The following is a 25,220-nucleotide window of genomic DNA, read 5'->3' as shown; positions in this document are numbered from 1 at the left end:
ATCCGCGTCTTCAGGACCGTCGCCCGCTGTCGCGCCCGTTCCTGATCAGCCTGAGATGTTCGATAATGTGGCGCCCGGAACCCTCGACATGCTGGGCGATGATCCGGGCGGCACCGTCGGCATCCTGCGCGGCAATGCAGCGCAGCAGCTCGCGATGTTCGTTGAGCACGCTGGTCTGGCGGCTAAGCGATGTCTGGAAGTTGCGGCTGATCGCCGACAGGATCTCGCGGTGGCGCCACCACAGATCGACGGCATGGCGATTATAATGCCGGTCGTACATGACCTGGTGAAAGGTCATGTCGAGCTTTGAATGGGCATGCGGGTCGGCAAAGTTCAGCGCCTCCATCTGCGCCTGCAACGCCTCCAGCCGTTCGAGATCCGCCTGTGTCGCAAGGCCGACGAACCAGCGCGTCAGCGCCGGCTCGATCAGCACCTCGATCTCGAAAATGTCGCGCACGAAGGTTTCGTCGATAGGCCGGACGCGCGCGCCGCGATTGGGCATCATCACCACGAAACCTTCGCCGCGCAGTTGCTGCAGCGCTTCGCGCACCGGGTTCGTGGACGTTCCCATGCGCTCGGCAAGCTCGGCCACCTTGAGCCGCGCGTTGGCGGCTAGGCGCCCCTGGATGATGTCGTCGCGGATGCGCTCGTAGATCGAGGCTTCAACCTGTTCCGTGTCGTCGGCCTGCAGCAAAGGGATGATCGTGCTCATGACCTCGTTTTAGCCGAAACCTGGGCATGCTGCCAAGTGCGAATTATTCCATTTAGCACACGCTCGTTGACAAATAATGTACGATCTGAGAGTTTCCGTGCATCCGGTTGGCTGGGACGATCGGGCGTGCCTGAGGAGCGGGCACTTACCAAGTGGAGGAATACCATGTGCTATCAGCACAAGCTGCGCAGCCTCATCGTGTCGACGGGGCTGATGGGAGTTGTTGTCTGCGGATTGGCCGGCGCGCCTTTCGCGCAAGAGTATCACCAGGCGCCTGTCCTCGATGAACAGGTGAAGGCGGGCAAGCTGCCGGCGGTGACCGAACGTCTTCCAGAACATCCGTTCGTCGAAACCATGGTCGACGGCGTCGGCAAATATGGCGGAACGCTGCGTACGACGATCCTTGCCAATGGCGACCAGTACAATCTGACCCGCACCATTGCCAACGAACTGCTAGTGCGCTGGGATCCGAAGTGGAGCAAGGTCGAGCCGTCACTGGCGGAGAAATTCACCGCGTCCGATGATGCCACCACCTACACCTTTACCCTGCGCAAGGGGCTGAAGTGGAGCGACGGCCAGCCTTTTACCGTCAACGACATCATGTTCTGGTACGAGGACGTGTTCATGAACCCGGCGCTGTCGCCGGCCAAGAACCCGACCTTTACCGTGGCCGGCAAGCCGGTCAAGGTTCGCAAGATCGACGAACAGACGGTAGAGTTCAAGTTCGACGCGCCCTATGGCCTGTTCCTGCAGCAGCTCGCCTATGGCCAGGGCCACCTGCCGGTGATCTACCCGAAACATTATCTCAGCCAGTTCCACGAGAAGTACAACAAGGACGGTATTCCGGCACTGCTCAAGGCAAACCCGGCGGTGAGCGACTGGGTGTCGCTGTTCAACTCGAAGATCTCGCTGACCTTCCAGCCCGCCTACTGGCAGAATCTGCAACTTCCGACCATGAACCCATGGATCCTGACGGTGCCCTATGCCGATGGCGAGCGGGTGGCAGCCAAGCGCAATCCCTTCTACTGGAAGGTCGATACGGCCGGTAACCAGCTGCCCTATATCGACAACGTCACCTGGGCAAAGCTTGATGATCCGCAGTTGATGGCGCTGAAGATGACGTCGGGCGAATTTGACTTCGCGTTCCGCCATATCAACAATTCCACCTTCAAGTCGGTTCTGTTCGACGGCCAGGAAACCGGCAAATACCGTTTTGTCGACGTGAAGGACCTGCCGGCCAATGACGCCGTCATCCTGCTCAACCTCAACTCAAACGATCCGGTGAAGCGGAAAATCTTCCAGAACAAGGATTTCCGCATCGGGCTCAGCAAGGCGATCAACCGGCAGGAGATCATTGATCTCGTCTATGTCGGCCAGGGCGCCCCGGCGCAGGTTGCCGTGCAGCCGGAACATGAGCTGTTCAACGAGAAGGAGGCAACGCAATATACCGAGTATGATCCGGCAGCGGCCAATGCCGAACTCGACAAGCTGATGCCGAACAAGGACGGCGAAGGTTTTCGCCTCGACGAGACCGGCAAGCGCTTCACCATCAACTTCATGGTTGCCGATGTGTTCGGCCTGTCCTATCCGGATGTCATGCAGATGGTGCAGCAATATGCGAAAGACGTCGGCATCGATATCCAGATCCGCACCACCGATCGCGCGCGGCTGAACACCATGTGGAGCGCCAACGAGCAGGACGCCTATATCTGGAACTGCGTCGGCGGCCTGTCTGAAGTCTATACCGATCCGCGCTGCTACATGCCGTTCCAGAAGGCGGACATCTTCTTTGCCGTGCGCTGGGCCGAATGGTACGCCAATCCCGCCACCGGCGAGGAGCCGCCCGCAAACATCAAGGCGCTGATGGCGGCCTATGACAAGGTCAATGCGTCCGTCAATGATGACGACCGCAAGGCACGGATGAAGGAATTCCTCAACCTTTCGGCGGAGAACTTCCTCAACATCGGCATTTCCCGGCCCATGCCGAAATACATGATGGTGTCGAAGGATCTGAAAAACGTCGTCGACGGCATTCCGATCACCGGCAACCTGTGGCACCCGGCGCCGACCCTGTCGCAGTGGTATTTCGACAAGGCCCGCTAGGCCGCACACAAAGGCCGGAAGCGTCAGCGCTTTCGGCCAAGCTCTCTCCCGTGAAAATCAACGGTCATTGACATGCTTCGCTATATCGCCAAGCGGCTGGTGTTTGCCATTCCGACACTGTTTGCCGTCTCGATCATTGCCTTCATCATCATCCAGCTGCCGCCGGGCGATTATCTGACGACGCTGATGGCCGATTGGGCAAGCCAGGGCGGCGCCGTGGAAGCCGGGACCGTTGCCGCCATGCGCGAGCGCTACGGCCTCGATCAGCCGATGTATTTCCAATATTACAAGTGGATGGCGGGCATTCTCCTGCACGGCGATTTCGGCATCTCGTTCGAACTTGGCAAGCCGGTGACGGAGCTGATCTGGAGCCGGCTGGGCTTTTCGCTGATGCTGTCGCTGCTGACGCTCTGCTTTGTCTGGGCGGTCGCCATTCCGATCGGCATTCTGTCGGCGGTTCGCCAGTATTCGATCTCCGATTATGTCGTGACCTTCCTTGCCTTCTTCTTCCTTGCCGTGCCCGACTTCCTGATGGCGCTCGGCGCCATGTATGTAATGTCGGTCTGGTTCGGCCAAAGCGTCGGCGGCCTGTTCTCGCCTGCCTATGTCGATGCCGGCTGGAGCCTCGGCAAACTGCTTGATCTGGCAAATCATGTCTGGCTGCCGGTGATCGTCATCGGCCTTGGCTCGCTTGCAGCGCTTGTGCGCATCATGCGGGCCAACCTGCTGGACGAACTGTCCAAGCCCTACGTCACCACCGCCCGCGCCAAGGGCATGTCCGAGTTCGAGCTTTTGATCCGCTATCCGGTGCGATTGGCGCTCAACCCGCTGATTTCGACACTCGGCTGGATCCTGCCGGCCGTCATTTCCGGCGAAATCATCGTTTCCGTCGTGATGAGCCTGCCAACCACGGGTCCGTTGCTGCTGCGCGCGCTGCTGGCGCAGGACATGTATCTCGCCGGCTCGCTGATCCTCCTCATTTCCGTCCTCACCATCATCGGCACGCTGATCTCCGACATCCTGCTGGCCATGACCGATCCGCGGATTAGACTGACATGACCGACATGACCCACCTCCCCCCCGAGACAGAAACCGGGATCGATCTTGCCGACAAGACGATCGCGGTTGCCGGCCAGTGGCGCCTGTTCTGGCTGAAGTTCAAGAAGCACAAGATCGCGCTGGCAAGCCTCGTCATCATCTGCCTGATGTATCTCATTGCCGCCTTTGCCGATTTCATCGCGCCGCTTGATCCCAATGCCACCAATGCCCGCTTCACCTACGCGCCGCCGCAAGGCCTTTCACTGATGCATGACGGCGCCTTCATGCCCCATGTCGACCAGTTGAAGATGACGCTCAACAAGGAGAGCATGCGGCGCGAATTCGAGCCCGACCCGCAAAAACCAGTGGCTGTTGGATTTCTCGTGCCGTCCGCGCCCTACAGCATGCTCGGGTTCATCCCCATGCAGACAAAGCTGTTCGGGCTCGTCAACGCAAAGCCGGGCGACAGCCTTTACATCATGGGGGCCGACCGGCTCGGGCGCGACATCTTCTCGCGCGTCGTCTACGGCGCCCGCATCTCGCTTTCCATCGGCCTCGTCGGCGTGCTGATGAGCCTCGTGCTCGGCGTTGCGATTGGCGGCGTGTCCGGCTTCTTCGGCGGCTGGGTGGACATGGTGATCCAGCGCATCATCGAATTGCTGCGGTCGATCCCGACGATCCCGTTGTGGATGGGGCTGGCTGCCGCCATTCCGGTCGGCTGGCCACCGTTGCGCACCTATTTCGTCATTACGCTGATCGTCTCCCTGCTTGGGTGGACCAGCCTTGCCCGCGAGGTGCGCGGAAAGTTCCTGTCGCTGCGCGACGAGGATTTCGTCACCGCCGCCCGCCTCGACGGCATGAGCGAGATCGGCATCATCTTCCACCATCTGGTGCCATCCTTCATGAGCCACATCATCGCGACCGTGACGCTGGCCATCCCGACGATGATTCTGGCGGAAACCGCGCTGTCCTTCCTCGGCATCGGCCTGCAGCCGCCGATCATCTCCTGGGGCGTGCTGTTGCAGGAGGCGCAGAACATCCGCGCGGTAGCGCAGGCGCCCTGGCTGCTGTTTACGCCGGCGGCCGCCATCGTGATTGCCGTGCTTTCCCTCAATTTCCTTGGCGACGGACTGCGCGACGCCGCCGACCCGTACGAGTCCGTCTGATGAGCATGACCCACGACACCATTCTGAATGTCGAAGACCTGCGCACCTACTTCAAGACCCGCACCGGGGTATTCAAGGCGGTCGATGGCGTGTCCTTTCAATTGCAGCGCGGCAAGACGCTCTGCGTCGTCGGCGAAAGCGGTTCCGGCAAGTCGGTCACGGCCCGCTCCATCCTGCAGATCGTCGACAGGCCCGGCAGGATCGAGGGTGGCTCGATCTGGCTCACCCGGGAGGACGGCTCGACGGTCGATCTGGCAAAGCTCGATCCGCGCGGCGAAGAGATCCGCCGGGTGCGCGGCCGTGACATTGCCATGATCTTCCAGGAGCCGATGAGTTCGCTGTCTCCGGTCCACCGCATCGGCGAGCAGATCGGCGAGGCGCTGCGTATCCATTTCGGCACGCCGAAGGCCGAGCGCCGCGAACGGGTGCTGGACCTGCTGCGACAGGTGGAAATTCCCCGACCCGAAACGGCTATCGACCGCTATACGTTCGAGTTTTCCGGCGGCATGCGCCAGCGGGTGATGATCGCCATGGCGCTTGCCTGCAATCCGAAAGTGCTGATCGCCGATGAGCCGACGACGGCGCTCGACGTGACGACGCAGGCGGAAATCCTCGACCTGATCAAGCGGCTGCAGCAAAACCATGGCATGGCCGTGCTTTTCATTACCCACGACATGGGCGTGGTCGCCGAAATCGCCGACGAGGTGCTGGTGATGTATCGCGGCCGGGTGATGGAGCATGGCAGCGTCGATGAGGTCTTTCATGCGCCAAAGGACAACTACACCAAGCGGCTGATCGGCTCCGTGGTGCGGCTGGAGCGCAAGGCCGAGATCCGGCTGAAGCGGGCCGAAATCGCAGCCGACGCCCCGCTGCTGCTCGACGTGCGCAACATGTCGCTGACGTTTCCATCCGGCCTGAAGGCGGTTGACGACGTGTCGTTGACCGTCCGGCCGGGCGAGACGCTCGGCATTGTCGGAGAAAGTGGCTCCGGCAAGACGACGATGGGGCGCTGCCTGCTGCGCATCTACGATCCACAAGCGGGCGAGATCAACTACCGCCGCGCCGATGGCAGCAGCATCGACCTGCGGCTTGCTGACAAGCCGCAACTGAAGGAACTGCGCCGCGAGGTACGGATGATCTTTCAGGATCCAGTCGGATCGCTCAGCCCGCGCAAGACCGTTGGCCAGATCATTGCCGAACCGCTGAAACTGGCCGGCATGCGCGGTGCGGAACTGGAAGATCGGGTGGCGGAACTGATGCAGCAGGTGGGGCTTGAACCCAGCTGGCGCGAACGGTATCCGCACGCGTTTTCCGGTGGCCAGCGCCAGCGTATCGGCATTGCCCGCGCCATCTCCGTCAAGCCCCGACTGATCGTTGCCGACGAAGCGACCTCAGCGCTCGACGTATCCTTGCGCTCGCAGGTGCTCGACCTGATGATGAAACTGCAGGATGAGCTGGGGCTCTCCTACGTGTTCATTTCCCACGACATGTCGGTGATCCGCTACATGTGCGACCGCGTGGCGGTCATGTATCGCGGTCGCATCGTGGAAGCCGGCGACACCGACCAGGTCGTCAATCGTCCGACCCATGACTACACGAGGGCGCTGCTCTCGGCCATTCCCCATCCAGATCCCCGCGACCGACGGATACAGAACCGTTTCCGCTATGTCGCGCCCACTGTTCCAGCAAACGGATAAGTCGATGAAAATCACCGATGTCAAAATCATTGTCTGCTCTCCCGGCCGAAATTTCGTCACGGTCAAGATTTTCACCGACGAAGGGCTGACGGGCGTTGGCGATGCGACGCTGAACGGGCGAGAATTGGCGGTGGTCGCCTATCTGGAAGAACATATCGCGCCGCTTCTGATCGGCCGTGATCCAAGCCGCATCGAAGACATCTGGCAGTATTTCTACAAGGGGGCCTACTGGCGCCGGGGTCCGGTGACGATGGCAGCGATTGCCGGCATCGACACGGCACTCTGGGACATCAAGGCCAAGGCCGCCAACATGCCGCTCTACCAGCTGCTCGGCGGTGCGAGCCGCGAAAAGGTGCTGTGCTACACGCATGCGCAAGGAACCAACATTGCAGAAGCGGTCGATGCCGTAGGCCGGCGCATCGAGCAAGGCTACAAGGCCGTGCGCGTACAGGTCGGCATTCCGGGCCTACCGGACGTTTATGGCACAGGCGCCAAGGCGATTACCAACAATGCGCAAGATGATGCCGTGCCGCACGAGGAAGTGTGGTCAACGTCGAAATACATGCGCCACATCCCAAAACTGTTCGAGGCGGTGCGCGAGGCACACGGATGGGACGTTGAACTTCTGCATGACGCGCACCACCGGCTGACGCCGATCGAGGCGGCGCGCGTCGGCAAGGATCTCGAATTTGCCCGACTGTTCTGGCTGGAAGATACGGTTGCGGCCGAACACCAGGAAGGCTTTCGCCTGATCCGCAAGCACACGACCACGCCGCTTGCCGTTGGCGAAGTGTTCAACACTCTCTGGGACGCGCGCCTTCTGATGGAAGAGCAGCTGATCGACTATATCCGCACCACCTGCGTGCATGCCGGCGGCGTGACCGCACTGCGCCGGATCATGGACTTCGCATCGGTCTATAATGTGCGCACCGCCTGCCACGGCGCCATGGACATGTCACCGATCTGCCTGGGCGCCAACCTTCACCTTGATCTCTGGGTGCCAAACTTCGGTATTCAGGAATATTCCGGCTACCTGCCGGAAATCCTCGACGTCTTCCCCGGCGCCTGGAGCCTGAACGACGGCTATCTGCATCCGGGCGATGCCATCGGCCACGGTGTTGATATCAATGAGGAACTGGCGGCCAAGTATCCCTATCAGCGCGCCTATCTGCCGGTGAACCGTCTGGAAGACGGCACCCTGTGGCACTGGTAGGCGAACAGCAAAGGGAGGCACAACCATGAAGATCACTGCGATCAAGACCTATGCCGTCAAGGTCGGCATCCGCAACCAGCTCCTCGTCAAGGTGGAAACCGATGACGGCATTTTCGGATGGGGCGAAAGCGGCCTTTCTGGTCGTGAAAAGGCTGTTGCCGGCGCGCTCGAACACTATGCGGAATTTCTCAAAGGCCGCGACCCGTTCAGGATCGGCGCGCTCTGGCAGGAATTGTACCGCAGCCAGTATTTCGAGGGTGGCCGCGTGTTGCAGGCGGCGATTTCAGCCATCGACATCGCGCTCTACGACATCAAGGGCAAGGCGCTGGGCGTTCCCGTCTACGACCTCCTCGGCGGCAAGCAGCGCGACCGCATTCCGACCTTCGCCACGACCTTTGCAGCGCCCGGACCGGAAATGATCGAGCAGGCAAAAATGCTGGTCGAGCATGGCTGGACGGCGATGCGCCTGTCGCCGGCCGGTCACGAGGAAAAGGAAATCTACGAACCGCGCGAGCATATCGCAACAACGGCCAAGTGGCTGGTGAAGGCACGCGAGGCGCTCGGCGACGACATCGTGCTCGGCATCGACTATCACCATCGCCTCAGCGTGGCGGAAGCTGCCAGCTTCTGCCAGAAGATGCCCTCGGGAACACTCGATTTCCTTGAAGAACCGATCCGCGACGAATCTCCCGGCGCCTATGAAGCACTCCGGCGGATGACGGATATCCCCTTTGCCATCGGCGAGGAGTTTGCCTCGAAATGGCAGTTCCAGCCGTATATCGAGCGCGACATCCACCAGTTCAACCGGCTTGACGTGTGCAATGTCGGCGGGTTGACGGAGAGCATGAAGGTCGCCGCCTGGAGCGAGACGCATTATGTCGACATGATGCCGCACAATCCGCTCGGGCCGGTGTGTACGGCAGCAACCGTGCATTTTTGCGCGGCCGTGCCGAATTTCTCCTGGCTCGAAACCCGCAGCAGCCCGGCGGAAACACATCTGGGATTCGACAACTCCGACTTTTTCCCAACTCAGCCCCGGCTTGAAGGCGCCTTCTACCCCGTCTCCGATGCACCCGGGCTCGGCATCGAAGTGAACGAGGACCTGCTTTCCCGGCAGGAATTCGAATTCTGGGAGGCACCGCACCTCAAGCGCCGGGACGGATCCGTCACCAACTGGTGAAATCCGCCAGTCTTTCAGGACGAGGTTGCCGTGCGGATGTGATCGAGAAAGATCGATTGCAGCCTGCTCGGCAGCCAGGTCTCGCGCATGGTGATGCCGATTGTGCGCGTGCCGAGCCGCTCGCGCACATGGCCGGTGACAGGAATGCACGACAGCAGTCCTTCGCGTTCCTCGACAGCGATCTGTCGGCTTGAGAGCATCGACAGGCGGTCGCTTTCCAGAATGATGGCGCGGGTCAAAACGAGGGAGCTTGTCTCTATGCTGGCGCGCGGCGATATCGGGCATGTCTCGAAAAGCGCATCGAAGGCAGCGCGAATGGGCGTGCCCGACCGTTGCGCCACCCATTCCTGTTGCGCCAGGTCATCGAGCGATGCACCTTTGGAACATGCTGCCAGCGGATGGTTCGCCCGACCGACGATCGCATAGGGGTCGTCGAACAACGCTTCGGTTTTCAGGCCGGCCAGATCGCTTCCCGAGCGTAGGGCCCCGATCAGGATGTCGCTCGCCCCTGCGCGCAGCTGCTGTGACAGGAGTTCGTAGGAACCGTCCATCACCTCGACCCTTGCATTGGGATGAGCGGCGAGCAGCGGATTGAGCGCGCGGGACAGAAGCAGGGTGCGGGCAAGCGGCAGGCACGCGATCTTGATCTTTCCTTCCAGGCGGCCTTCGAGTTCCTTGAGTTCGTCGGCGGCCTGTTCCAGTTCGATGAGCGCCACCTGCCAGCGCATGGCGAGGCGCCGCCCGACCGTATTCGGCGCTAGGCCGCTTGGGCTGCGCACGAAGATGGCCTTGCCGAGATTGGCCTGCAACTCGTGCAGTGTCCGGTGGAGGGCTGCTGCGGAGCGCGCGCCGGAGCGCGCCGCTTCGGTGATCGAGCCGCTGCCGGCAAGCGCGATCAGCGCCTCGATCTGGCGAAAGCTGATATGGGCAAGGGCCTTGGACACCAGGATGGGGTCGCGTTTCGAGCTGGCGCCGAGCGTTTCTCCGAGCGCCGCGATGAGCTGGTTTTCCATCCGGTACAACCGCGCCAGAAGCACCTCTCCGGCATTCGTCGGCTGGCTGCCGGCGGCGTAACGGGTAAGCAGCTGCGCACCGAAGCGGGCCTCGATGCCGGCGAGAGCCACGGAGACCGAGGGCTGCGAGACATTGAGGTCGGCTGCCGCGCGATTGAGGCTGCCCGTCTCGCAGACGCGCATGAAGGCACGCAGATGACGAAGATTGAGGTCGGTTGCGATCATGGGAGAACCATACACGGATTCGCAAAAAGCTATAACCCGGCACTGCTTTCGTATTAGCCCCGCCCTTACCTTTGGTGCGAATGTTCGCCTCAAACATGGAGGAGCATCAACATGCATCAGAAGACCGGGCTCGTTGTCAGTGCCCATTCCGCAGATTTCGTCTGGAGGGCCGGCGGCGCCATCGCGGCTCATACAAAGCAGGGTTATGCTGTCACCGTCGTGTGCCTGTCATTCGGCGAACGCGGCGAGTCCGCCAAGCTCTGGCGCAAAGCCGGCATGACACTCGACGCCGTGAAGACCGACCGCAGGCGCGAGGCAGAGAATGCCGCCAAAGCGCTTGGCGTTCACGATATCCAGTTCTATGACCTGGGCGATTATCCCCTGCAGATCACGCCGGCGGCGTTCGATCGGCTGGTCGATCTCTACCGCGAGATCCGCCCGGAATTCATGCTGACCCATTCCCGCCAGGACCCCTACAACTTCGACCACCCGATGGCCACGGAGTTTGCGCAGCATGCGCGCGTCATCGCGCAGGCACACGGGCACCGGCCGGACGTGCCTATCCTCGGCGCTCCCCCGGTGTACCTGTTCGAGCCGCACCAGCCGGAGCAGTGCAACTGGAAGCCCAATTTCCTTCTCGATATCACCGAGGTCTGGGAGAAGAAGCTGGCAGCCATCAAATGCATGGAAGGCCAGGAGCATCTCTGGGAATATTATACCCGGGTCGCGCTTCAGCGTGGTGTCCAGGCGTCGCGCAATTCCGACTACAAGATCGCCTATGGCGAGGCCTATGAGGCGGTCTTTCCGCATGTCACCGGCACGCTCGGTCATGGAGCCCTGGCATGAGTGTCGTACACCGCACCATTGAGCGGCCGCTGCTCGCCATCGTCGATGCGCTGGCTGAATGCGGCACAGCGACTGTCCATGAAGCCATGGGCCGCATCGGCCTGCTGCAATCCTACATGCGGCCGATCTTTAAAGGCGCGCGGGTGGCCGGCACTGCGGTGACGGTGTCCATTCCGCCGGCAGACAACTGGATGCTGCATGTGGCCGTGGAGCAATGCCAGGAGGGCGACATCCTGGTCGTTGCCCCGACCTCGCTTTGCGATGCAGGCTATTTCGGCGAACTGCTTGCCACATCCCTCAAGGTGCGTGGCGTGCGCGGGCTGGTGATCGAGGCCGGTGTTCGCGACATCGCCGAACTGGAGGAAATGGGCTTTCCCGTCTGGTCCCGCTTCGTGTCCGCACAAGGCACCGTCAAGGCGACGCTCGGTTCCGTCAACGTCCCCATTGTCTGTGCCGGCGCCAGTATCTCGCCCGGCGACATCATCGTTGCCGATGACGATGGCGTGATGGTCGTGCCGAAAGCCAGGGCCGAAACCGCGCTGCAGGCATCCCGGGCGCGGCTGGAGAAGGAACGCCAGACCCGCGCGCGACTGATGGCGGGGGAACTGGGCCTCGACATCTACGGGATGCGCGAGACGCTTGCCGCCAAAGGACTGACCTACATCGATTGATCAGAAGCCGGGAAAGGGAGAGGAACCTTTTCCGCACGGGAGGACATATGACCACGATTGCTTTCATCGGTTTCGGTGAGGCGGCGCAATCCATCGCCGGCGGCCTTGATGGCCAAAACGCCGTGCGGCTTGCCGCATTTGACCTGCGGTTTCAGGATCCGGCAGCCTCTGCGGGCCTGCGCGCTACTGCGGCAGAACGCGGCGTGCAGCCGCTCGACACGATTGCCGACATCGCGTCGGCGGATATCGTTCTGTCGCTCGTCGTGGGGGCAGCGACCAGAGCCGTTGCAGCGTCAGTCGCCCCGCATCTTTCGCAGCATGCCATCTTCATCGATCTCAACTCCGTCGGCCCGGACACCAAGGCTCTCGCTGCAGCCGAGATCGCGGCGGGCAAGGGCAGCTTCGTTGAAGGAGCCGTCATGGCGCGCGTGCCACCTTACGCACAGAAGGTGCCGATCCTTGTTGCCGGTCCACGCGCTTTGGAGGCTGCCGAGCGGCTGAATGCACTCGGAATGAACCTTGAGGCCGTCGGTGACACACCGGGCCAGGCCTCGTCCGTGAAAATGATCCGTTCGGTAATGATCAAGGGCGTCGAAGCACTTCTCATCGAGGCGCTGTCATCGGCGGAGCGGGCCGGTGTTACCGAACGTATCCTCGATTCCGTCGGCGAAACCTTCCCGGGGATCGATTGGCGCCAGATCGCCGATTATTACCTGTCGCGTACGCTCGAACACGGTGCGCGCCGCGTAACGGAGATGACCGAAGCGGCAGAGACCATTGAATCGCTTGGACTAAAAGCTCCAATGTCGCGGGCTGCCTGCGAGACGATCGCCAAAGCCCATGCCGCACTGAAAAACCAGGGCCTGTCTGTTAACGACGGATACCGCGGTTTCGTGCCCGTCCTGGCACGTCGCCTGGCAGAGGACCTCTGACATGGATGGCATCCTTCAGTCGCTCGGCGTCATTTTTTCTTTCTCGGGCCTTGTGGTTCTTATCCTCGGAGCCTTGCTCGGCATCATCATCGGCGCCCTGCCGGGTCTTGGCCCATCGATCGGGCTAAGCCTGCTCATCCCCTTCACCTATAACCTCGGCCCCGAGCTGAGCATGCTGATGATGATCTCGCTTTATACCTCGGCCGAATATGGCGGTTCGATCAGCGCGATCCTGCTTTCGACGCCCGGCACGGCAGCAGCGGCCGCCACCGCCATCGATGGTTACGCCATGGCACGCAAGGGCAAGGCCAACGAGGCAATCTCGATTTCACTGACCGCATCCACGGTGGGCGGGGTGTTCGGTGGTCTGGCACTGCTGCTGCTGGCGATGCCACTGGCCTCGCTCGCGCTCAAATTTGGTCCGGCGGGTTATTTTGCCGTGGGCGTCTTCGGGCTGACATCGGTTGCGGCGCTCTCCGGTGGCTCGCTGCTCAAGGGTCTCGTCTGTGCTGCCTTCGGCCTTGCACTCGCAACGGTCGGCATCGACCCGATTGCCGGCACGCCGCGCTTCACCTTCGGCCTGTTCGAGCTTTATGAAGGCGTGCCGTTCCTCGCCGCCCTCATTGGTCTCTTCGCCGTCTCGGAAGCGCTGGCGATGATCGAAAACCGGGCGATGGCGACACCCCTCGTCAAGGACAAGGTCGGCCACGTGTTCATGTCGCGTGCGCTGTGGAAGGAAACCTGGCGGTCCATGCTATCAGGTTCGGTCATCGGCACGCTGCTCGGCATCTTGCCCGGCGTCGGCGGCAACATTGCCTGCTGGGTGGCTCGGGATTATGCCCGGGCGCGCGATCCGCATCCGGAAGAATACGGCCTTGGTTCCGCCAATGGCATTGCGGCGCCGGAGGCCTCGAACAACGCAACGGTCGGCGGCGCTCTCGTTCCCCTGCTGGCGCTCGGCGTACCGGGCTCGCCGACGACCGCCATCATGGTTGGCGCGCTGATCATGCATGGCCTGCATCCGGGTCCGCAACTCTTCACCGAGGCGCCCTCTCTCGTCTATGCGATCCTCTTCGGCACGATCATTGCGTCACTTGTGCAATATGCCGCCGGCTCGCTGTTCCTGCCGCTGATGGCCCGGGTCATGCGCCTGCCGGATGCGGTGATCGCGGTCGGCATCATGGCCTTCGCCGTGCTCGGCGCCTTTGCCATCCGCAACCTGATGTTCGACGTCTACCTGATGCTCGGTTTCGGCGTCGTCGGTTATCTCATGAAGAAGCTGCGGTTCCCGGTTGCACCGGTCATTCTGGCGATGGTGCTCGGTTATCTGGTGGAATCCAATTATCGCACCGCGCTGGTTTCCTCGCAGGGCGACTACATGATTTTCATCACCGATCCGGTCAGCCTGCTGTTCCTCGTCCTCAGCCTTGTCAGCCTGCTGACACCGCTCTGGCGACGGTTTCAGGCCCGTCGCACACGGCAGGGGAGCGCCGACGAAGCGAAGGGCGCTCTGCGCTGATCAAAAACTTAAACAGGAGGAGAAAACACATGAAGATCAACAGAAGACTGTTCGGCAGACGTCTGGCCGGGACCGCCCTTGGACTGGCACTCGCCCTGTCGGGTGTTGTTGCGCCGGCACCGGCGATGGCGGCCGGGTTCCCGGACAAGGGTGTGACGCTTGTGGTCTGGGCGGGTGCTGGAGGAGCGCTCGACACCTATGGTCGCAAGCTTGCCGAGCTTCTGGAAAAGGACGCCGGCTGGAAGGTCAAGGTGGATAACCGCCCCGGTGGCAGCGGCGCGGTCGGCGTATCGCAGATCATGACCCAGCCGGCGGACGGCTACAACATTCTGGTTTTTACCGGAACGCTGACATTCGGTATCGCGCAGGGCCTCATTCCCTTCAAGCTGAAGGATTTCCGCATGCTGCGGGCCATGCAATCGGAGCCTTCCTCGCTGGCCGTCCTGTCCGACAGCCGGTTCAAGACGGTGGACGATTTCGTCAAATACATGAAGGAAAACCCAAGCGGGCTGAAGGTCGGCGGTCACGCACCGGGCGGCTTCCACCAATACATGCTCTACCAGTTGATGAAATCGGGCGGCTTCGAGAGCGGGTGGATCCCGCATGATGCCTCCGGCAAGGTGACGCTTGCTCTGCTCGGCAAACACATCGACGCGGCGATGATGACACCGTCGACGGGCCTTGCCCAGGTGAAGAACGGCGACATCAGATTGCTGGGTGTCTCCACCGACAAGCGCAGCGAGTTTCTGCCCGACGTGCCGACATTCAAGGAACAGGGCTATGATATCGAGGGGGCCGTCTGGCGCGGCATCGCCGTGAAAGCCGGGACGCCCGACGATGTCGTCAATTCCATTCAGACGGCCATAGACAAGGTCACTGCTTCGCCAGACTGGAAGAAGTTTCAGTCCGAGCAACTCCAGGACAGCCCTGACTGGAAAGAAGAAGAGTTCACCCGGCGCGCGGAAAGCGATCTCGCAAGCCAGCTCGACTTCCTGAAAGCGAACGGATACGCGCAATGACGACGAAGGCTTCGTTCGCTCAAGGTTCCAACCACGTCCCCCCATCAGGGGGCGTGGCAACCCGCAAACACTTCTGGCAAAACCTTATTGCCGCTGGCATTTCCATGCTCTGGAATGCCGCCTTTCTTTCCATGAGCCTTGGCTTGCCGGCCGGCCATTCGCGCGGCGATGTCGGGCCGGGATCGCTGCCCATCGAAGTCAGCGTCTTCGGACTGATCGTCTCGGCGGTCTATCTGGTGCAGGTCTTGCGTGGAAAAGACTTCGGCGGCTCGAGCGACAGGATAGACGTCGCGCGTGTGGCTGGGCTGCTTGGCCTTTTCATCGCCGTTGCGCTCAGCGCAAAATGGATTGGTCTTGCCCTTTGCCTTGGCATCGGCACAGGCGTGGCGACGCTGCTTTTTCCGGGGGAACGGCCGTTTATCCGCGCTATCGCCACCGGTGTCGGATTCTGGGCAATCGCCTACGGGCTGTTCGGCAGGCTGCTCGAACTTCCACTGCCCTGACCTCAACCGAAATCAACAGGAGTGATGACCATGATGCAGAACGGGATCGCGTGCATGATGATGCGGGGCGGCACCTCGAAGGGGGCCTATTTCCTCGCCGACGATCTGCCCTCGGAGAGCCATGAGCGCGACCGTCTTCTGCTGCGTATCATGGGCTCGCCCGATCCGCGCCAGATCGACGGTATCGGCGGTGCGGATCCGCTGACCAGCAAGGTCGCTGTCGTGCGTGCATCGACCCGGCCGGGCTTTGACGTCGATTACCTGTTCCTCCAGGTGTTCGTCGACCAGGCGCTTGTCAGCGATAGCCAGAATTGCGGCAATATTCTTGCGGGCATCGGTGCGTTTGCCGTCGAACGTGGGCTCGTCAAGGCCAGCGACGGCGAGACTGCTGTCCGCATCTACATGGAAAATACCGGACAATCCGCCGTGGCCCGGATCCGCACCGAAAACGGCCGGCCGGTCTATACCGGCGACGCCTCCATAGACGGTGTGCCGTGGCCGGCGGCCCCCGTCTATCTCACATTCACCGATGCCGCCGGCTCAAGCTGCGGAGCACTGCTGCCGACCGGTTCAGCTGCAACCGAGATCGATGGCATCACCTGCACGCTGATCGACAACGGCATGCCTGTCGTTGTCATGCGCGCGGCAGATTTCGGCTTGTCCGGTTATGAGAGCCGCGAGGACCTGGAGGGGAACGAAAAGGTCAAGGCGCGGATCGAGCGCATCCGGCTTGCGGCAGGCCCGCTGATGAACCTCGGCGACGTCACGAAGAAATCCGTTCCGAAGATGACGCTGGTCGCACCGCCGCTCAGCGGTGGCGCCATCATGACCCGCAGCTTCATTCCCCACCGCGTCCATGCGTCCATCGGCGTGTTCGGAGCCTTGAGTGTTGCCACGGCCTGCATGTTTCCCGAAAGCCCGGCCTTCACCATGGCCGTCCTTCCGGCCGGTGACGACAAGACCGTGGCCGTCGAACATCCAACCGGCCAGATGGAAATCCTGCTGCGCCTTGACCCGAATGCGCCGGGCGGGCTCGGCGAATGTTCGTTTCTGCGCACCGCCCGCAAGCTTTTTGATGGATACGTGTTCGCAAACTGACATTGCGAGCACGAAGGGAGGCTTCATGAAGGGAGAGGCTGTATTCCCAGAATGGCGTTTTGAAAGGATCTTCGGAAGTCACGCTACTCGGCAGTCGAATCAGCTGACGCGATTGGCGGATGGCACGGGAGAAATCTGCATCAATAATGTGCATGCTCGATTGTTGTGCTTGAAATTGCTGATACCACCGTTAGTATCAGGGGGTCGAAGGGAGCAGATCCCCCGCGAGACCCCCGGCACATTTCCCGAAGAAGGACAAACCCCATGACGAAAGCAACTCGGCTGCGCGCCTCAGCTCTGGCGATCGGCGCCGTACTTGCCGCCTCGATCTCGACGATGGCTGAAGCAAAAACACTGACAATCTCCTGGTGGGGCTATAACGGCGACAAGCTGAACGCCAACATTGTCGAGCCGTTCAAGAAGATCTGCGGTTGCGACATCGTCTTTGAAACCGGCAACAATGCCGACCGCCTGAACAAGCTGAAGCTGCGCGGCGGCAAGGGCGTCGACGTCATCTACCTCACCGACAGCTATTCCCAGATCGGCATTGCCGAGGGCCTGTTCCAGAAGGTCGATGCCGCCAAGCTGACGAACCTTGCCGATCTCTACGACCTTGCAAAGGATCCGCAGGGCGGATACGGCCCGGCCTATACGATCGGGCGCGTCGGCATCGTCTATGACGCAGCCAAGGTCAATCCGGCGATTTCGTCGTGGAACGATCTGTGGCGCGAAGACCTGAAGAGTGCGGTTACCCTTCCGGGCATCACCACCACCGCCGGCCCGATGGTCGTGCTGCAGGCGGCAAAACATGCCGGCGTGGATGCTTTTTCCGACACGGACAAGGCGTTTGCCGCGATCGAAGCCCTGAAGCCGAACGTTGCCAAGAACTACAATACCGGTTCGGAACTGGTGAACCTCATCTCCACCGGCGAAGCCAAGGTTGCCATCGCGCAGGACTTTACCCTGGTTTCGATGAAGGCTGCCGTGCCGACGATGACCTGGGCCAGCCTGTCTGACGGCGATATCGCAACGCTCAACACCGTCAACATCCCCTCAGGTTCTGAGAATGTGGAACTGGCACACCAGTTCATCAATTTCATCCTGTCGAAGGATGTGCAGCAGATCGAAGCCGAGCAGGGGGTCGATGCACCGGTCTCCACCAAGGTGTCGCTGACGCCGGAGCAGGCCAAGATCTGGACCTATGGCGCCGACATGATCGCCAAACTCAACCGTCTCGATTACGTCAAGCTGAACGAGGCCAAGACCGACTGGATCGATGGCTGGAACGAGATTTTCAGCAAGTAAGCAGCATAATCCGTGCATGACTGTGCCGGCCCGGCCGCAATCCGGGCCGGCACACTTGAATGACAGGCGCGCTTGCGCCATCCTGACCTTGCGAGGCTTCGAGAGCTTCCGACACCCATTCACGACATCGAAATCAAGGCTCCGTCCGCCCGTCAACCGACCCTGGACACGCCGCTTGAGCAAGACATGATAAAACGTTTAAGCCCTTGGATATTGGCCGGACCGGCAAGCCTGCTCGTGCTGGTTTTCCTCATTCTCCCCGTCGGCTCGACGCTGATTGCGACCTTTACCGATGCGAAGGGCTGGGCTGCCCCTTATGCCGCCTTTTTCAACAGCGGCTTTCGGCGCACCGTGCTTTACCGCACCATCGAGATTTCGCTGATCACCACGATCATATCCGTCGTGCTCGGGTTTATCGCCGCCTATGTGGTGGCGCAGATGCCGGCGCGGCTAAAAAGCATCATGATCATCGCCGCCGTCTTTCCGCTGCTGACCGGTGTCGTGGTGCGCTCCTTTGCCTGGCTGATCCTGCTCGGTAAGAACGGCATCCTCAACACGGCGCTTCTCTCTGTCGGGTTTATTTCCGAGCCGATCTCGATGCTTTATACCGAAGGCGCCGTTATTGCGGCCATGGTCTATCTTTTCGTGCCGCTGATGATCCTGACGCTTGCCGGCGTGCTGGAAGGCATCCCCAAGGATGTGGTGGAAGCGGCGACCTCGCTGGGAGCCACCCCGTTTGCCGTGTTTCGCCAGGTCATCCTGCCGCTTGCCATGCCGGGCCTCATCGTCGGCGCGGTGCTCGTGTTTACCGGCAGCTTCACCTCCTACGCCACGCCGCAGCTGCTTGGCGGCGAGCGGCAGATGATGATGGGAACGCTTCTCTACCAGCGGGCGATGGTGACCTTCGACTGGACCGGCGCCTCAACCGTTGCCGCGATCATGGTGGTCGTGACCATTCTCATCGTTGTCTTGATGACGCGGCTTGCACGCCGCCTGAACCCGATGGCGGGCTGATCCCATGCGCAACACACTTCATCCGGCACTCATCGTCACCGCCTCGATCATCTTCATCATCCTGATCGCCCCCCTCTTCATCATTCTTGGTGCGGCCGTCAGCGATACCAATTATCTCACCTTTCCGCCGCACGGTTTCACCATGCGCTGGTTCAGCAATATCTTCGAGATCAGCGCCTTTCGCACCACCGCCATCACCAGCCTGCAGATTGCCTTTTTCGGCACGTTTCTGGCGCTTCTCATCGGCATTCCCGCCGCCTATGCGCTCAATCGTTTTCGCATCCGGCTGCCATCCTGGCTGTCGAACGTCTTTGTGCTGCCCATCCTGGTGCCGGAAATCGTGCTTGGCTTCTCGCTGATGAAATCGGTGACGATCGGCCTCAACCTGCCGGTGTTTACCACGCTGCTGCTCGGCCATGCGCTTTTGGTGCTGCCCTATGCCGTGCGGGTGGTGGGAGCAAGCCTTGCCTCTTTCGACTTTTCCATCGAGGAGGCCGCCATCAGCCTCGGTTGCCCGCCGCTCAAGGCATTTTTGACGGTGGTGCTGCCCAATATCAGCGCCGGTGTCATCGCCGCCTTCATTCTCGCCTTCATCACCTCGATCAATGACGTGTCCATTTCGCTGTTTCTGACCGGCCCCGGCATTTCCACGCTGCCGATCCAGATCCTTGCCCATATGGAACAGTTTTTCGACCCGACGATTGCCTCCGTTTCCGTGCTGCTGATGCTCTTGACGGTTGGCGTGATGGCCATCGTCGAAGCCACCCTTGGCCTCACCTTCCTGACAAAGTGAATTTGCCGTGACCGTTTCGCTGACACTCGACCATATCACCGCCCATTACGGCTCCACGCAGGTGCTGGAAGACCTTTCGCTCGCCATCAAGGCCGGCGAACTCGTCTCACTGCTCGGCTCCTCCGGCTGCGGCAAGACAACGACGCTGCGCCTGGTTGCGGGTTTTCTCGAGCCGACAAGCGGCACGATCCAGCTTGGCGAGCGCGACCTCACCCGCCTTGCCGCCCACAAGCGCGATATCGGGCTCGTGTTCCAGAACTATGCGCTGTTTCCGCATCTGTCGGTGCGCGACAATGTTGCCTTCGGGCTCAAGCAGCGCGGTCTGGGCGGCACCGAGCGCACCGCCAAGGCCAATGCCATGCTGGAGCGGGTCGGTCTTTCATCCTTTGCCGATCGCATGCCGGCGGCCCTTTCCGGCGGGCAGAAACAGCGTGTGGCGCTGGCGCGCGCACTCGTCATCGAACCGCCGCTGTTGATGTTCGATGAGCCATTGTCCAACCTCGATGCAAAGCTGCGCGTCGATATGCGCGTCGAAATCCGGCGGCTGCAACGCGCCAACGGCACGACCTCGCTGTATGTAACGCATGACCAGGAAGAAGCATTTTCCATTTCCGATCGCGTCGCCATCATGAATGCCGGCAGGATCATGCAGCTTGATCGGCCAGAAGTGCTCTACCAGCGCCCGGCCAACAGTTTTGTGGCGCGCTTTGTCGGCTTTGAGAACCTCATTGAAATGACGGTCACGGCACGCGACGGCGAGAGCGTGACGGCGGTGACGCAGGCGGGTGCTACGCTTCACCTGTCGCAGTCGCTGTTTGGAGCCATCCCCGATCGCTTCGTGCTGGCCGCGCGTCCCGATGGGCTTGCCGTCAGCCGGGAAGGGGAGGGCATCCCCGTCACGCTCGGCATCCGCACCTATCTCGGACGCGCCTATCAATACCAGTGCACGACGCCGGCCGGAGATTACCTCGGCAATGGGCCGCTCACCGAATTGCTCGACCCGGGCACGGCAGCCGTGCTGACGCCTGTGCCCGAACAATGCTGCATCCTGCCTTCAGACGCTTGAGGAAAATCCCATGCCGCTTTCCGATGCCGAACTCGACGCTGTCCTCGCCCAAGCCGATGCCACGCTGCCGCAGGCGCTCGACCGCCTTTTTGCACTGATCCGCATCCCCAGCGTCTCCACCGATCCGGCCTATGCGGCCGATTGCCGGCGCGCGGCCGAATGGCTGGCGCAGGATCTGGCCAATATCGGCTTTGACGCCTCGGTGCGCGACACGATCGGCCATCCGATGGTCGTCGGCCATGCCAGACAAGACGAGGGGGCCAACATCCTCTTTTACGGGCATTACGATGTGCAGCCGGTCGATCCGCTGGCGCTGTGGGAAACCGATCCCTTCGAGCCCGTGATGAAGCCGCTCGCCAATGGTGACACCGCCATCGTTGCGCGCGGCGCCTCCGACGACAAGGGGCAGATGATGACCTTTGTCGAGGCCTGCCGCGCCTTCAAGGTGGTCACCGGCGGACTTCCGGTCGGCATCAGCATTCTCTTCGAAGGGGAAGAGGAGGCGGGCAGCCCAAGCCTTGCGCCCTTCATGGAAGAGGCGGCAGATGAGTTGAAAAGCGATGTCGTCTACGTCTGCGATACCGACATGTGGGACCGCGAGACGCCGGCGATCACCACCATGCTGCGCGGCCTTGTCAGCCAGGAAATCGAAATCACCTGCGCCGACCGCGACCTGCATTCGGGCATGTTCGGCAATGCCGCGCGCAATGCACTACAGGTGCTGGGCGATGTGGTGGCAAGCCTTCGCAATCCGGATGGCAGCGTCGCCGTCAACGGGTTCTATGAGGGCGTGACCGAACTTTCCGATGAGGTGAGGGCGCTCTGGCGGCGGCTGCCGTTTGACGAGCAGGCGTTCCTGAACGATGTCGGCCTGTCGATCCCGGCAGGGGAGGAGGGCCGCTCTATCCTTGAACAGGTCTGGGCGCGACCCAGCTGCGAGATCAACGGCATGATGGGCGGCTATACCGGGGAGGGGTTCAAGACCGTCATTCCCGCCAAGGCCTCTGCCAAGATTTCCTTCCGCCTCGTGGCCGGCCAAGACCCGGAAAAGATCCGCGACGCATTTCAGGCGCATGTGCGGGCAAGAATTCCGGCCGATTGCAGCGTCACCTTCAAGACCTATGGCCTGGCGCCCGCCATTACCATGCCGCTCGACAGCGAATTTTTGCGCGCGACAAGCGGTGCACTGACAGCGGAATGGGGCCGCGAGACGGCACTTGCCGGCACCGGCGGTTCCATTCCGATCGTCGGCGCCTTCAAGGAGAAACTGGGGGCTGATACGCTTCTCGTCGGCTTTGCCCGCTTCGACAACCGGGTCCACAGCCCGAACGAGAAATACGATCTCTCGAGCTTCCGCCACGGCATCCGTTCCTGGATCCGCATTCTCGCGGCCCTTTCGGCCTGACGTGCAAGAAAACCATCCGGCAGACGAGACCTGCCGGACCTTTCCAATCGGGACCGATCAGAACACGATCTTCTGCACCGCACCCGTCTGGACATTAACGAGCCCCTGCGGCGCATAGTCGCTTGGCGCGACAAGCACCCAGCGCCACGGTGCGCAGGTGAGCGTGGCAAAGGCCAGCCGCTCGGGAAAGCCCGGAAACCAGCGAGGGCTGAATGTCGGCTCGTACATCCAGTCGATCTTGTCACCCTCGGCATAAAGCGCCTGCATCTCCTCATGCAGCACTTCGGGTGCGCGGCATGTCATCAGGCCAGCCACTTCATAACGCACGGTTGCCACCAGCTTCCCCTCGCGCACCAGCGCCCAGCCACCGTCATTCTCGGCGATCGCATTGACCGCCATGGCCATGGCCGCATCGGAGGAACCGACGCACCAGATGTTATGCTTGTCATGCGCCATGGAGCAGGCAAGGGCCGTCTCCGGCGTTTTTGGACCGCAGCCGATCCAGAACATTTTTGAGACGGCCGCCTTGCCGGAGAAGCGGTCAACCACCGAGAATTTTGTGATGTTCCGGCTTTCGTCGCGCTGCACCAGCCCTCCCTCGACCGGCAGTTCATAGGTCAAGAAATCATCGGCCCAATGGAAGGGACGAAGCACGGCAGCCTGCATCGTCTGGCGACCGGGTTCGGCAAAGATGGCAAAATCTGCATCGGTCAGGGGACGGCCGATATTGACCGTCTTCGTCGCCCATTCCGGCCAAGCGATTTCAGGCACATCCGGCAGATAGGTCTTGCCTTCGGATACCTGCTTTCCGTCGGCCCAGACCTTTGCAATCTCGAACGTCCCGACATCAGAGAGCAGCACGATATCCGCATAACGGCCCGGCGCAATCGAACCGACCCAGGGGGTCAACCGCATGTGGCGGGCCGGGTTGATCGTTACGCACTGGATGGCGATTTCCGGCGCAAGGCCGGATTGGATGGCAAGCCGGACGTTATAGTCGGTGGCGCCCATCTTCAGCGTATCGGAGGCGCTGCGGTCATCGGTGGTAAAGGCGATCTGCGACCAGTCGGAAAGCCCTCTCTCCAGAAGGCCCTTGATCACCTCCGGCAGGCTGTGCGGGCGAAGCTCCATGAACAGGCCATGGGTCAGCTTGTCCCAGAATTCTTGCAACGTCCAGGCTTCGTGATCGGAGGCAAGACCTGCTGCCGCAAAGGCGTTAATAGCAGGCAGATCGCGAATGCCGGCCGCATGGCCTTCAACGACGCCGCGCTGCTCGAATGTGGCGCGGATCATGCCCCAAAGACGGGTGTGCGAGGGGTTTTCCGGGTTCCAGACGGCCGGCCAGTCCATCACCTCGTCAAGGCCCGCCACCATCAGGCTCTCCTTCAGGAAGGCCTTCTGTTCGTCATAACCGAGATAACCGCCACCGTGTTCGTAACCTGTCGGCGGCACGGCGGAGCCGGGGAGGGGGAAGATTTTGAGCGGCGATCCGGCCTCGCGCGCCTTCAGCCAGAATTCCAGCGTCTTGCCTCCATTGACGTTGGAAAACTCGTGGCTTGCCTCGCAGGTCCAGGTGTTGCCGCGCGGCAGGACAAGAGCTGCCTCCCATTCCGGCGTCAGATGCGAGCTTTCGATATGCTTGTGAACCTCGCCAAGCCCCGGCACAGCGGAAAGATGCGGTTCGTGAACGTGCCGCACCACATCGCCCGGATAGCTGCCGGCAGGCCCGACATAGGCGATGCGCCGGCCCTTGATGACGATTTCCTGATCCTCCGCCCAGGTGCGGGTCGCGACATCGAGCAGGCGCCCGACGCGCAGCGCCACATCCGCCGGCTCCTTGCCCAGCGCCACCAGCGTCAACTGCTGGCGGATGGCGATTTCGGTGGCGGAATCGGGGTTGATATCGATGAGGGCGGGGCGCGTCACGGGCCACTCCTTGGCATTGCAGAGGATCGGGGTTGAACCGGCCGGCTTGTCAGCCATCCGGCAATGGTGCCACTGGGCATAAACCCGCCCCGGCCTGATCGCAACCGGCGTTTTCCGTCAGTCGTCGTCTTCTCCTGCCCCTTCGAGAAGCGGGCTCAACTCGTCCTTCTGCATCTGGTGACGGCTGAGGAGGCCGGCATCTTCCAGCATGTCGAGGTCGGGCAATTCGCGAAGCGTGGCAAAGCCGAAGGCGGCAAGAAAGGCCGGCGTCGTCACATAGGTATAGGGCGCGCCGGGGCCCGTGCTGCGCGGGCCAGAGGTTATGAAACCGAGGCGCTTGATCGTGGCAATCGTGTCGCGGTTCACCTCGCGGCCAAAGATGCGCGACAGCTCGCTGCGGGTCACCGGCTGGAAATAGCCGATCACCATCAACACCATCGCCTCCTGCTGCGAAAGCTCCACAGGGATCTTGACCGGCGCGCCCGAGGAACGCACCACATGGGCATAAGCCGGCCGCGTCCGATACTGAAAACCGCCGGCGACAGAGACGAGATCGAAGGGCCGGCTTGCCAGTTCGGCCCTGACATCGTCGATGATGAGGTCAATGTTGCAGTCACGCCCAACCACCCGGGCCAGCACATCGCGCCCGACCGGTTCACTGGAGGCAAAAACCACGGCCTCCACACGGTTCATCCATTCACGCCAGCGGGCCTGCGGGGCAAGGTCTGAAAGTTCGGTATCGAGAAGCACGGGCTGTTTCGGATTGCGCGCCATGG

General features: G+C 61.6%; 22 protein-coding genes. 18 read left to right on the top strand and 4 right to left on the bottom strand.

Going from position 1 to position 25,220, the window contains the following annotated elements:
- Positions 1 to 10 precede the first annotated feature (10 nt).
- Positions 11 to 712 carry a GntR family transcriptional regulator gene (locus AC4CWH_RS23355; protein WP_491286063.1) on the bottom strand — a complete coding sequence of 234 codons (702 nt, stop codon included), beginning with the start codon at positions 710 to 712 and terminating at the stop codon, positions 11 to 13.
- A gap of 165 nt (positions 713 to 877) precedes the next feature.
- Here AC4CWH_RS23355 and AC4CWH_RS23350 point away from each other — a divergent pair, with 165 nt between their 5' ends.
- The 6 genes from AC4CWH_RS23350 to AC4CWH_RS23325 all read left to right on the top strand — a co-directional run bounded on the left by AC4CWH_RS23350 (position 878) and on the right by AC4CWH_RS23325 (position 9,109).
- Positions 878 to 2,815 carry an ABC transporter substrate-binding protein gene (locus AC4CWH_RS23350; protein WP_491321661.1) on the top strand — a complete coding sequence of 646 codons (1,938 nt, stop codon included), beginning with the start codon at positions 878 to 880 and terminating at the stop codon, positions 2,813 to 2,815.
- 72 nt (positions 2,816 to 2,887) lie between these two features.
- Positions 2,888 to 3,874, top strand: a complete 987-nt coding sequence (locus tag AC4CWH_RS23345; protein WP_491321660.1) for an ABC transporter permease — start codon at positions 2,888 to 2,890, stop codon at positions 3,872 to 3,874.
- Positions 3,871 to 5,019: an ABC transporter permease gene (locus AC4CWH_RS23340; protein WP_491321659.1), complete on the top strand. Its 1,149-nt coding sequence runs from the start codon at positions 3,871 to 3,873 to the stop codon at positions 5,017 to 5,019. The genes AC4CWH_RS23345 and AC4CWH_RS23340 overlap by 4 nt, the downstream gene beginning before the upstream one ends.
- Positions 5,019 to 6,716 (top strand): ABC transporter ATP-binding protein, encoded by a 1,698-nt coding sequence (locus tag AC4CWH_RS23335; protein ID WP_491321658.1) that lies wholly within the window; start codon positions 5,019 to 5,021, stop codon positions 6,714 to 6,716. Before AC4CWH_RS23340 ends, AC4CWH_RS23335 begins: the two co-directional genes overlap by 1 nt.
- A gap of 4 nt (positions 6,717 to 6,720) precedes the next feature.
- Complete coding sequence (gene manD, locus AC4CWH_RS23330) at positions 6,721 to 7,929, top strand: D-mannonate dehydratase ManD (protein WP_491286073.1); 1,209 nt, start codon at positions 6,721 to 6,723, stop codon at positions 7,927 to 7,929.
- A gap of 25 nt (positions 7,930 to 7,954) precedes the next feature.
- Positions 7,955 to 9,109: a mandelate racemase/muconate lactonizing enzyme family protein gene (locus tag AC4CWH_RS23325; RefSeq protein ID WP_491286075.1), complete on the top strand. Its 1,155-nt coding sequence runs from the start codon at positions 7,955 to 7,957 to the stop codon at positions 9,107 to 9,109.
- A 14-nt stretch (positions 9,110 to 9,123) separates the two neighbouring features.
- Here AC4CWH_RS23325 and AC4CWH_RS23320 read toward each other — a convergent pair whose 3' ends face one another.
- On the bottom strand, positions 9,124 to 10,347 hold the full coding sequence (locus AC4CWH_RS23320; protein WP_491286077.1) for a LysR substrate-binding domain-containing protein: 1,224 nt from the start codon (positions 10,345 to 10,347) through the stop codon (positions 9,124 to 9,126).
- A gap of 111 nt (positions 10,348 to 10,458) precedes the next feature.
- Here AC4CWH_RS23320 and AC4CWH_RS23315 point away from each other — a divergent pair, with 111 nt between their 5' ends.
- From AC4CWH_RS23315 to AC4CWH_RS23260, 12 genes are all read left to right on the top strand, one after another.
- Positions 10,459 to 11,193 (top strand): PIG-L deacetylase family protein, encoded by a 735-nt coding sequence (locus tag AC4CWH_RS23315; RefSeq protein WP_491286079.1) that lies wholly within the window; start codon positions 10,459 to 10,461, stop codon positions 11,191 to 11,193.
- A complete protein-coding gene (locus tag AC4CWH_RS23310; protein ID WP_491286081.1) occupies positions 11,190 to 11,864 on the top strand; it encodes a 4-carboxy-4-hydroxy-2-oxoadipate aldolase/oxaloacetate decarboxylase in 675 nt (224 codons plus the stop codon). The genes AC4CWH_RS23315 and AC4CWH_RS23310 overlap by 4 nt, the downstream gene beginning before the upstream one ends.
- Before the next feature lie 47 nt (positions 11,865 to 11,911).
- Positions 11,912 to 12,796, top strand: coding sequence for an NAD(P)-dependent oxidoreductase (locus AC4CWH_RS23305; protein WP_491321657.1), 885 nt, complete (start codon positions 11,912 to 11,914; stop codon positions 12,794 to 12,796).
- A gap of 1 nt (position 12,797) precedes the next feature.
- Complete coding sequence (locus AC4CWH_RS23300; RefSeq protein WP_491321656.1) at positions 12,798 to 14,315, top strand: tripartite tricarboxylate transporter permease; 1,518 nt, start codon at positions 12,798 to 12,800, stop codon at positions 14,313 to 14,315.
- A gap of 29 nt (positions 14,316 to 14,344) precedes the next feature.
- Entirely contained in the window at positions 14,345 to 15,334 is a 990-nt protein-coding gene (locus tag AC4CWH_RS23295; RefSeq protein ID WP_491321655.1) for a tripartite tricarboxylate transporter substrate binding protein, read from the top strand.
- Positions 15,331 to 15,837, top strand: a complete 507-nt coding sequence (locus AC4CWH_RS23290; protein WP_491321654.1) for a tripartite tricarboxylate transporter TctB family protein — start codon at positions 15,331 to 15,333, stop codon at positions 15,835 to 15,837. Before AC4CWH_RS23295 ends, AC4CWH_RS23290 begins: the two co-directional genes overlap by 4 nt.
- A 30-nt stretch (positions 15,838 to 15,867) precedes the next feature.
- Complete coding sequence (locus tag AC4CWH_RS23285) at positions 15,868 to 16,935, top strand: 4-oxalomesaconate tautomerase (protein ID WP_491321653.1); 1,068 nt, start codon at positions 15,868 to 15,870, stop codon at positions 16,933 to 16,935.
- A 264-nt stretch (positions 16,936 to 17,199) separates the two neighbouring features.
- Entirely contained in the window at positions 17,200 to 18,240 is a 1,041-nt protein-coding gene (locus tag AC4CWH_RS23280; protein WP_491286093.1) for an ABC transporter substrate-binding protein, read from the top strand.
- A gap of 189 nt (positions 18,241 to 18,429) precedes the next feature.
- Positions 18,430 to 19,254, top strand: a complete 825-nt coding sequence (locus AC4CWH_RS23275) for an ABC transporter permease (protein WP_491287786.1) — start codon at positions 18,430 to 18,432, stop codon at positions 19,252 to 19,254.
- 4 nt (positions 19,255 to 19,258) lie between these two features.
- A complete protein-coding gene (locus AC4CWH_RS23270; protein WP_491286095.1) occupies positions 19,259 to 20,047 on the top strand; it encodes an ABC transporter permease in 789 nt (262 codons plus the stop codon).
- Positions 20,048 to 20,054: 7 nt separating this feature from the next.
- On the top strand, positions 20,055 to 21,113 hold the full coding sequence (locus AC4CWH_RS23265) for an ABC transporter ATP-binding protein (RefSeq protein WP_491286097.1): 1,059 nt from the start codon (positions 20,055 to 20,057) through the stop codon (positions 21,111 to 21,113).
- A gap of 10 nt (positions 21,114 to 21,123) precedes the next feature.
- Positions 21,124 to 22,518, top strand: a complete 1,395-nt coding sequence (locus AC4CWH_RS23260) for a dipeptidase (protein WP_491321652.1) — start codon at positions 21,124 to 21,126, stop codon at positions 22,516 to 22,518.
- A gap of 57 nt (positions 22,519 to 22,575) precedes the next feature.
- On the opposite strand, the gene AC4CWH_RS23255 is transcribed toward AC4CWH_RS23260, so the two are convergent.
- Together AC4CWH_RS23255 and scpB are read right to left on the bottom strand one after the other, a co-directional pair.
- Complete coding sequence (locus AC4CWH_RS23255) at positions 22,576 to 24,444, bottom strand: adenine deaminase (RefSeq protein ID WP_491321651.1); 1,869 nt, start codon at positions 24,442 to 24,444, stop codon at positions 22,576 to 22,578.
- 117 nt (positions 24,445 to 24,561) lie between these two features.
- Positions 24,562 to 25,218 (bottom strand): SMC-Scp complex subunit ScpB, encoded by a 657-nt coding sequence (scpB, locus tag AC4CWH_RS23250; RefSeq protein ID WP_491286103.1) that lies wholly within the window; start codon positions 25,216 to 25,218, stop codon positions 24,562 to 24,564.
- Positions 25,219 to 25,220: the final 2 nt, after the last annotated feature.

This window comes from Neorhizobium sp. PAMB6716 (genome assembly GCF_058242805.1).
Note: the sequence above shows the minus strand (reverse complement) of the source record. Positions and strands in the feature narration are given on the sequence as shown.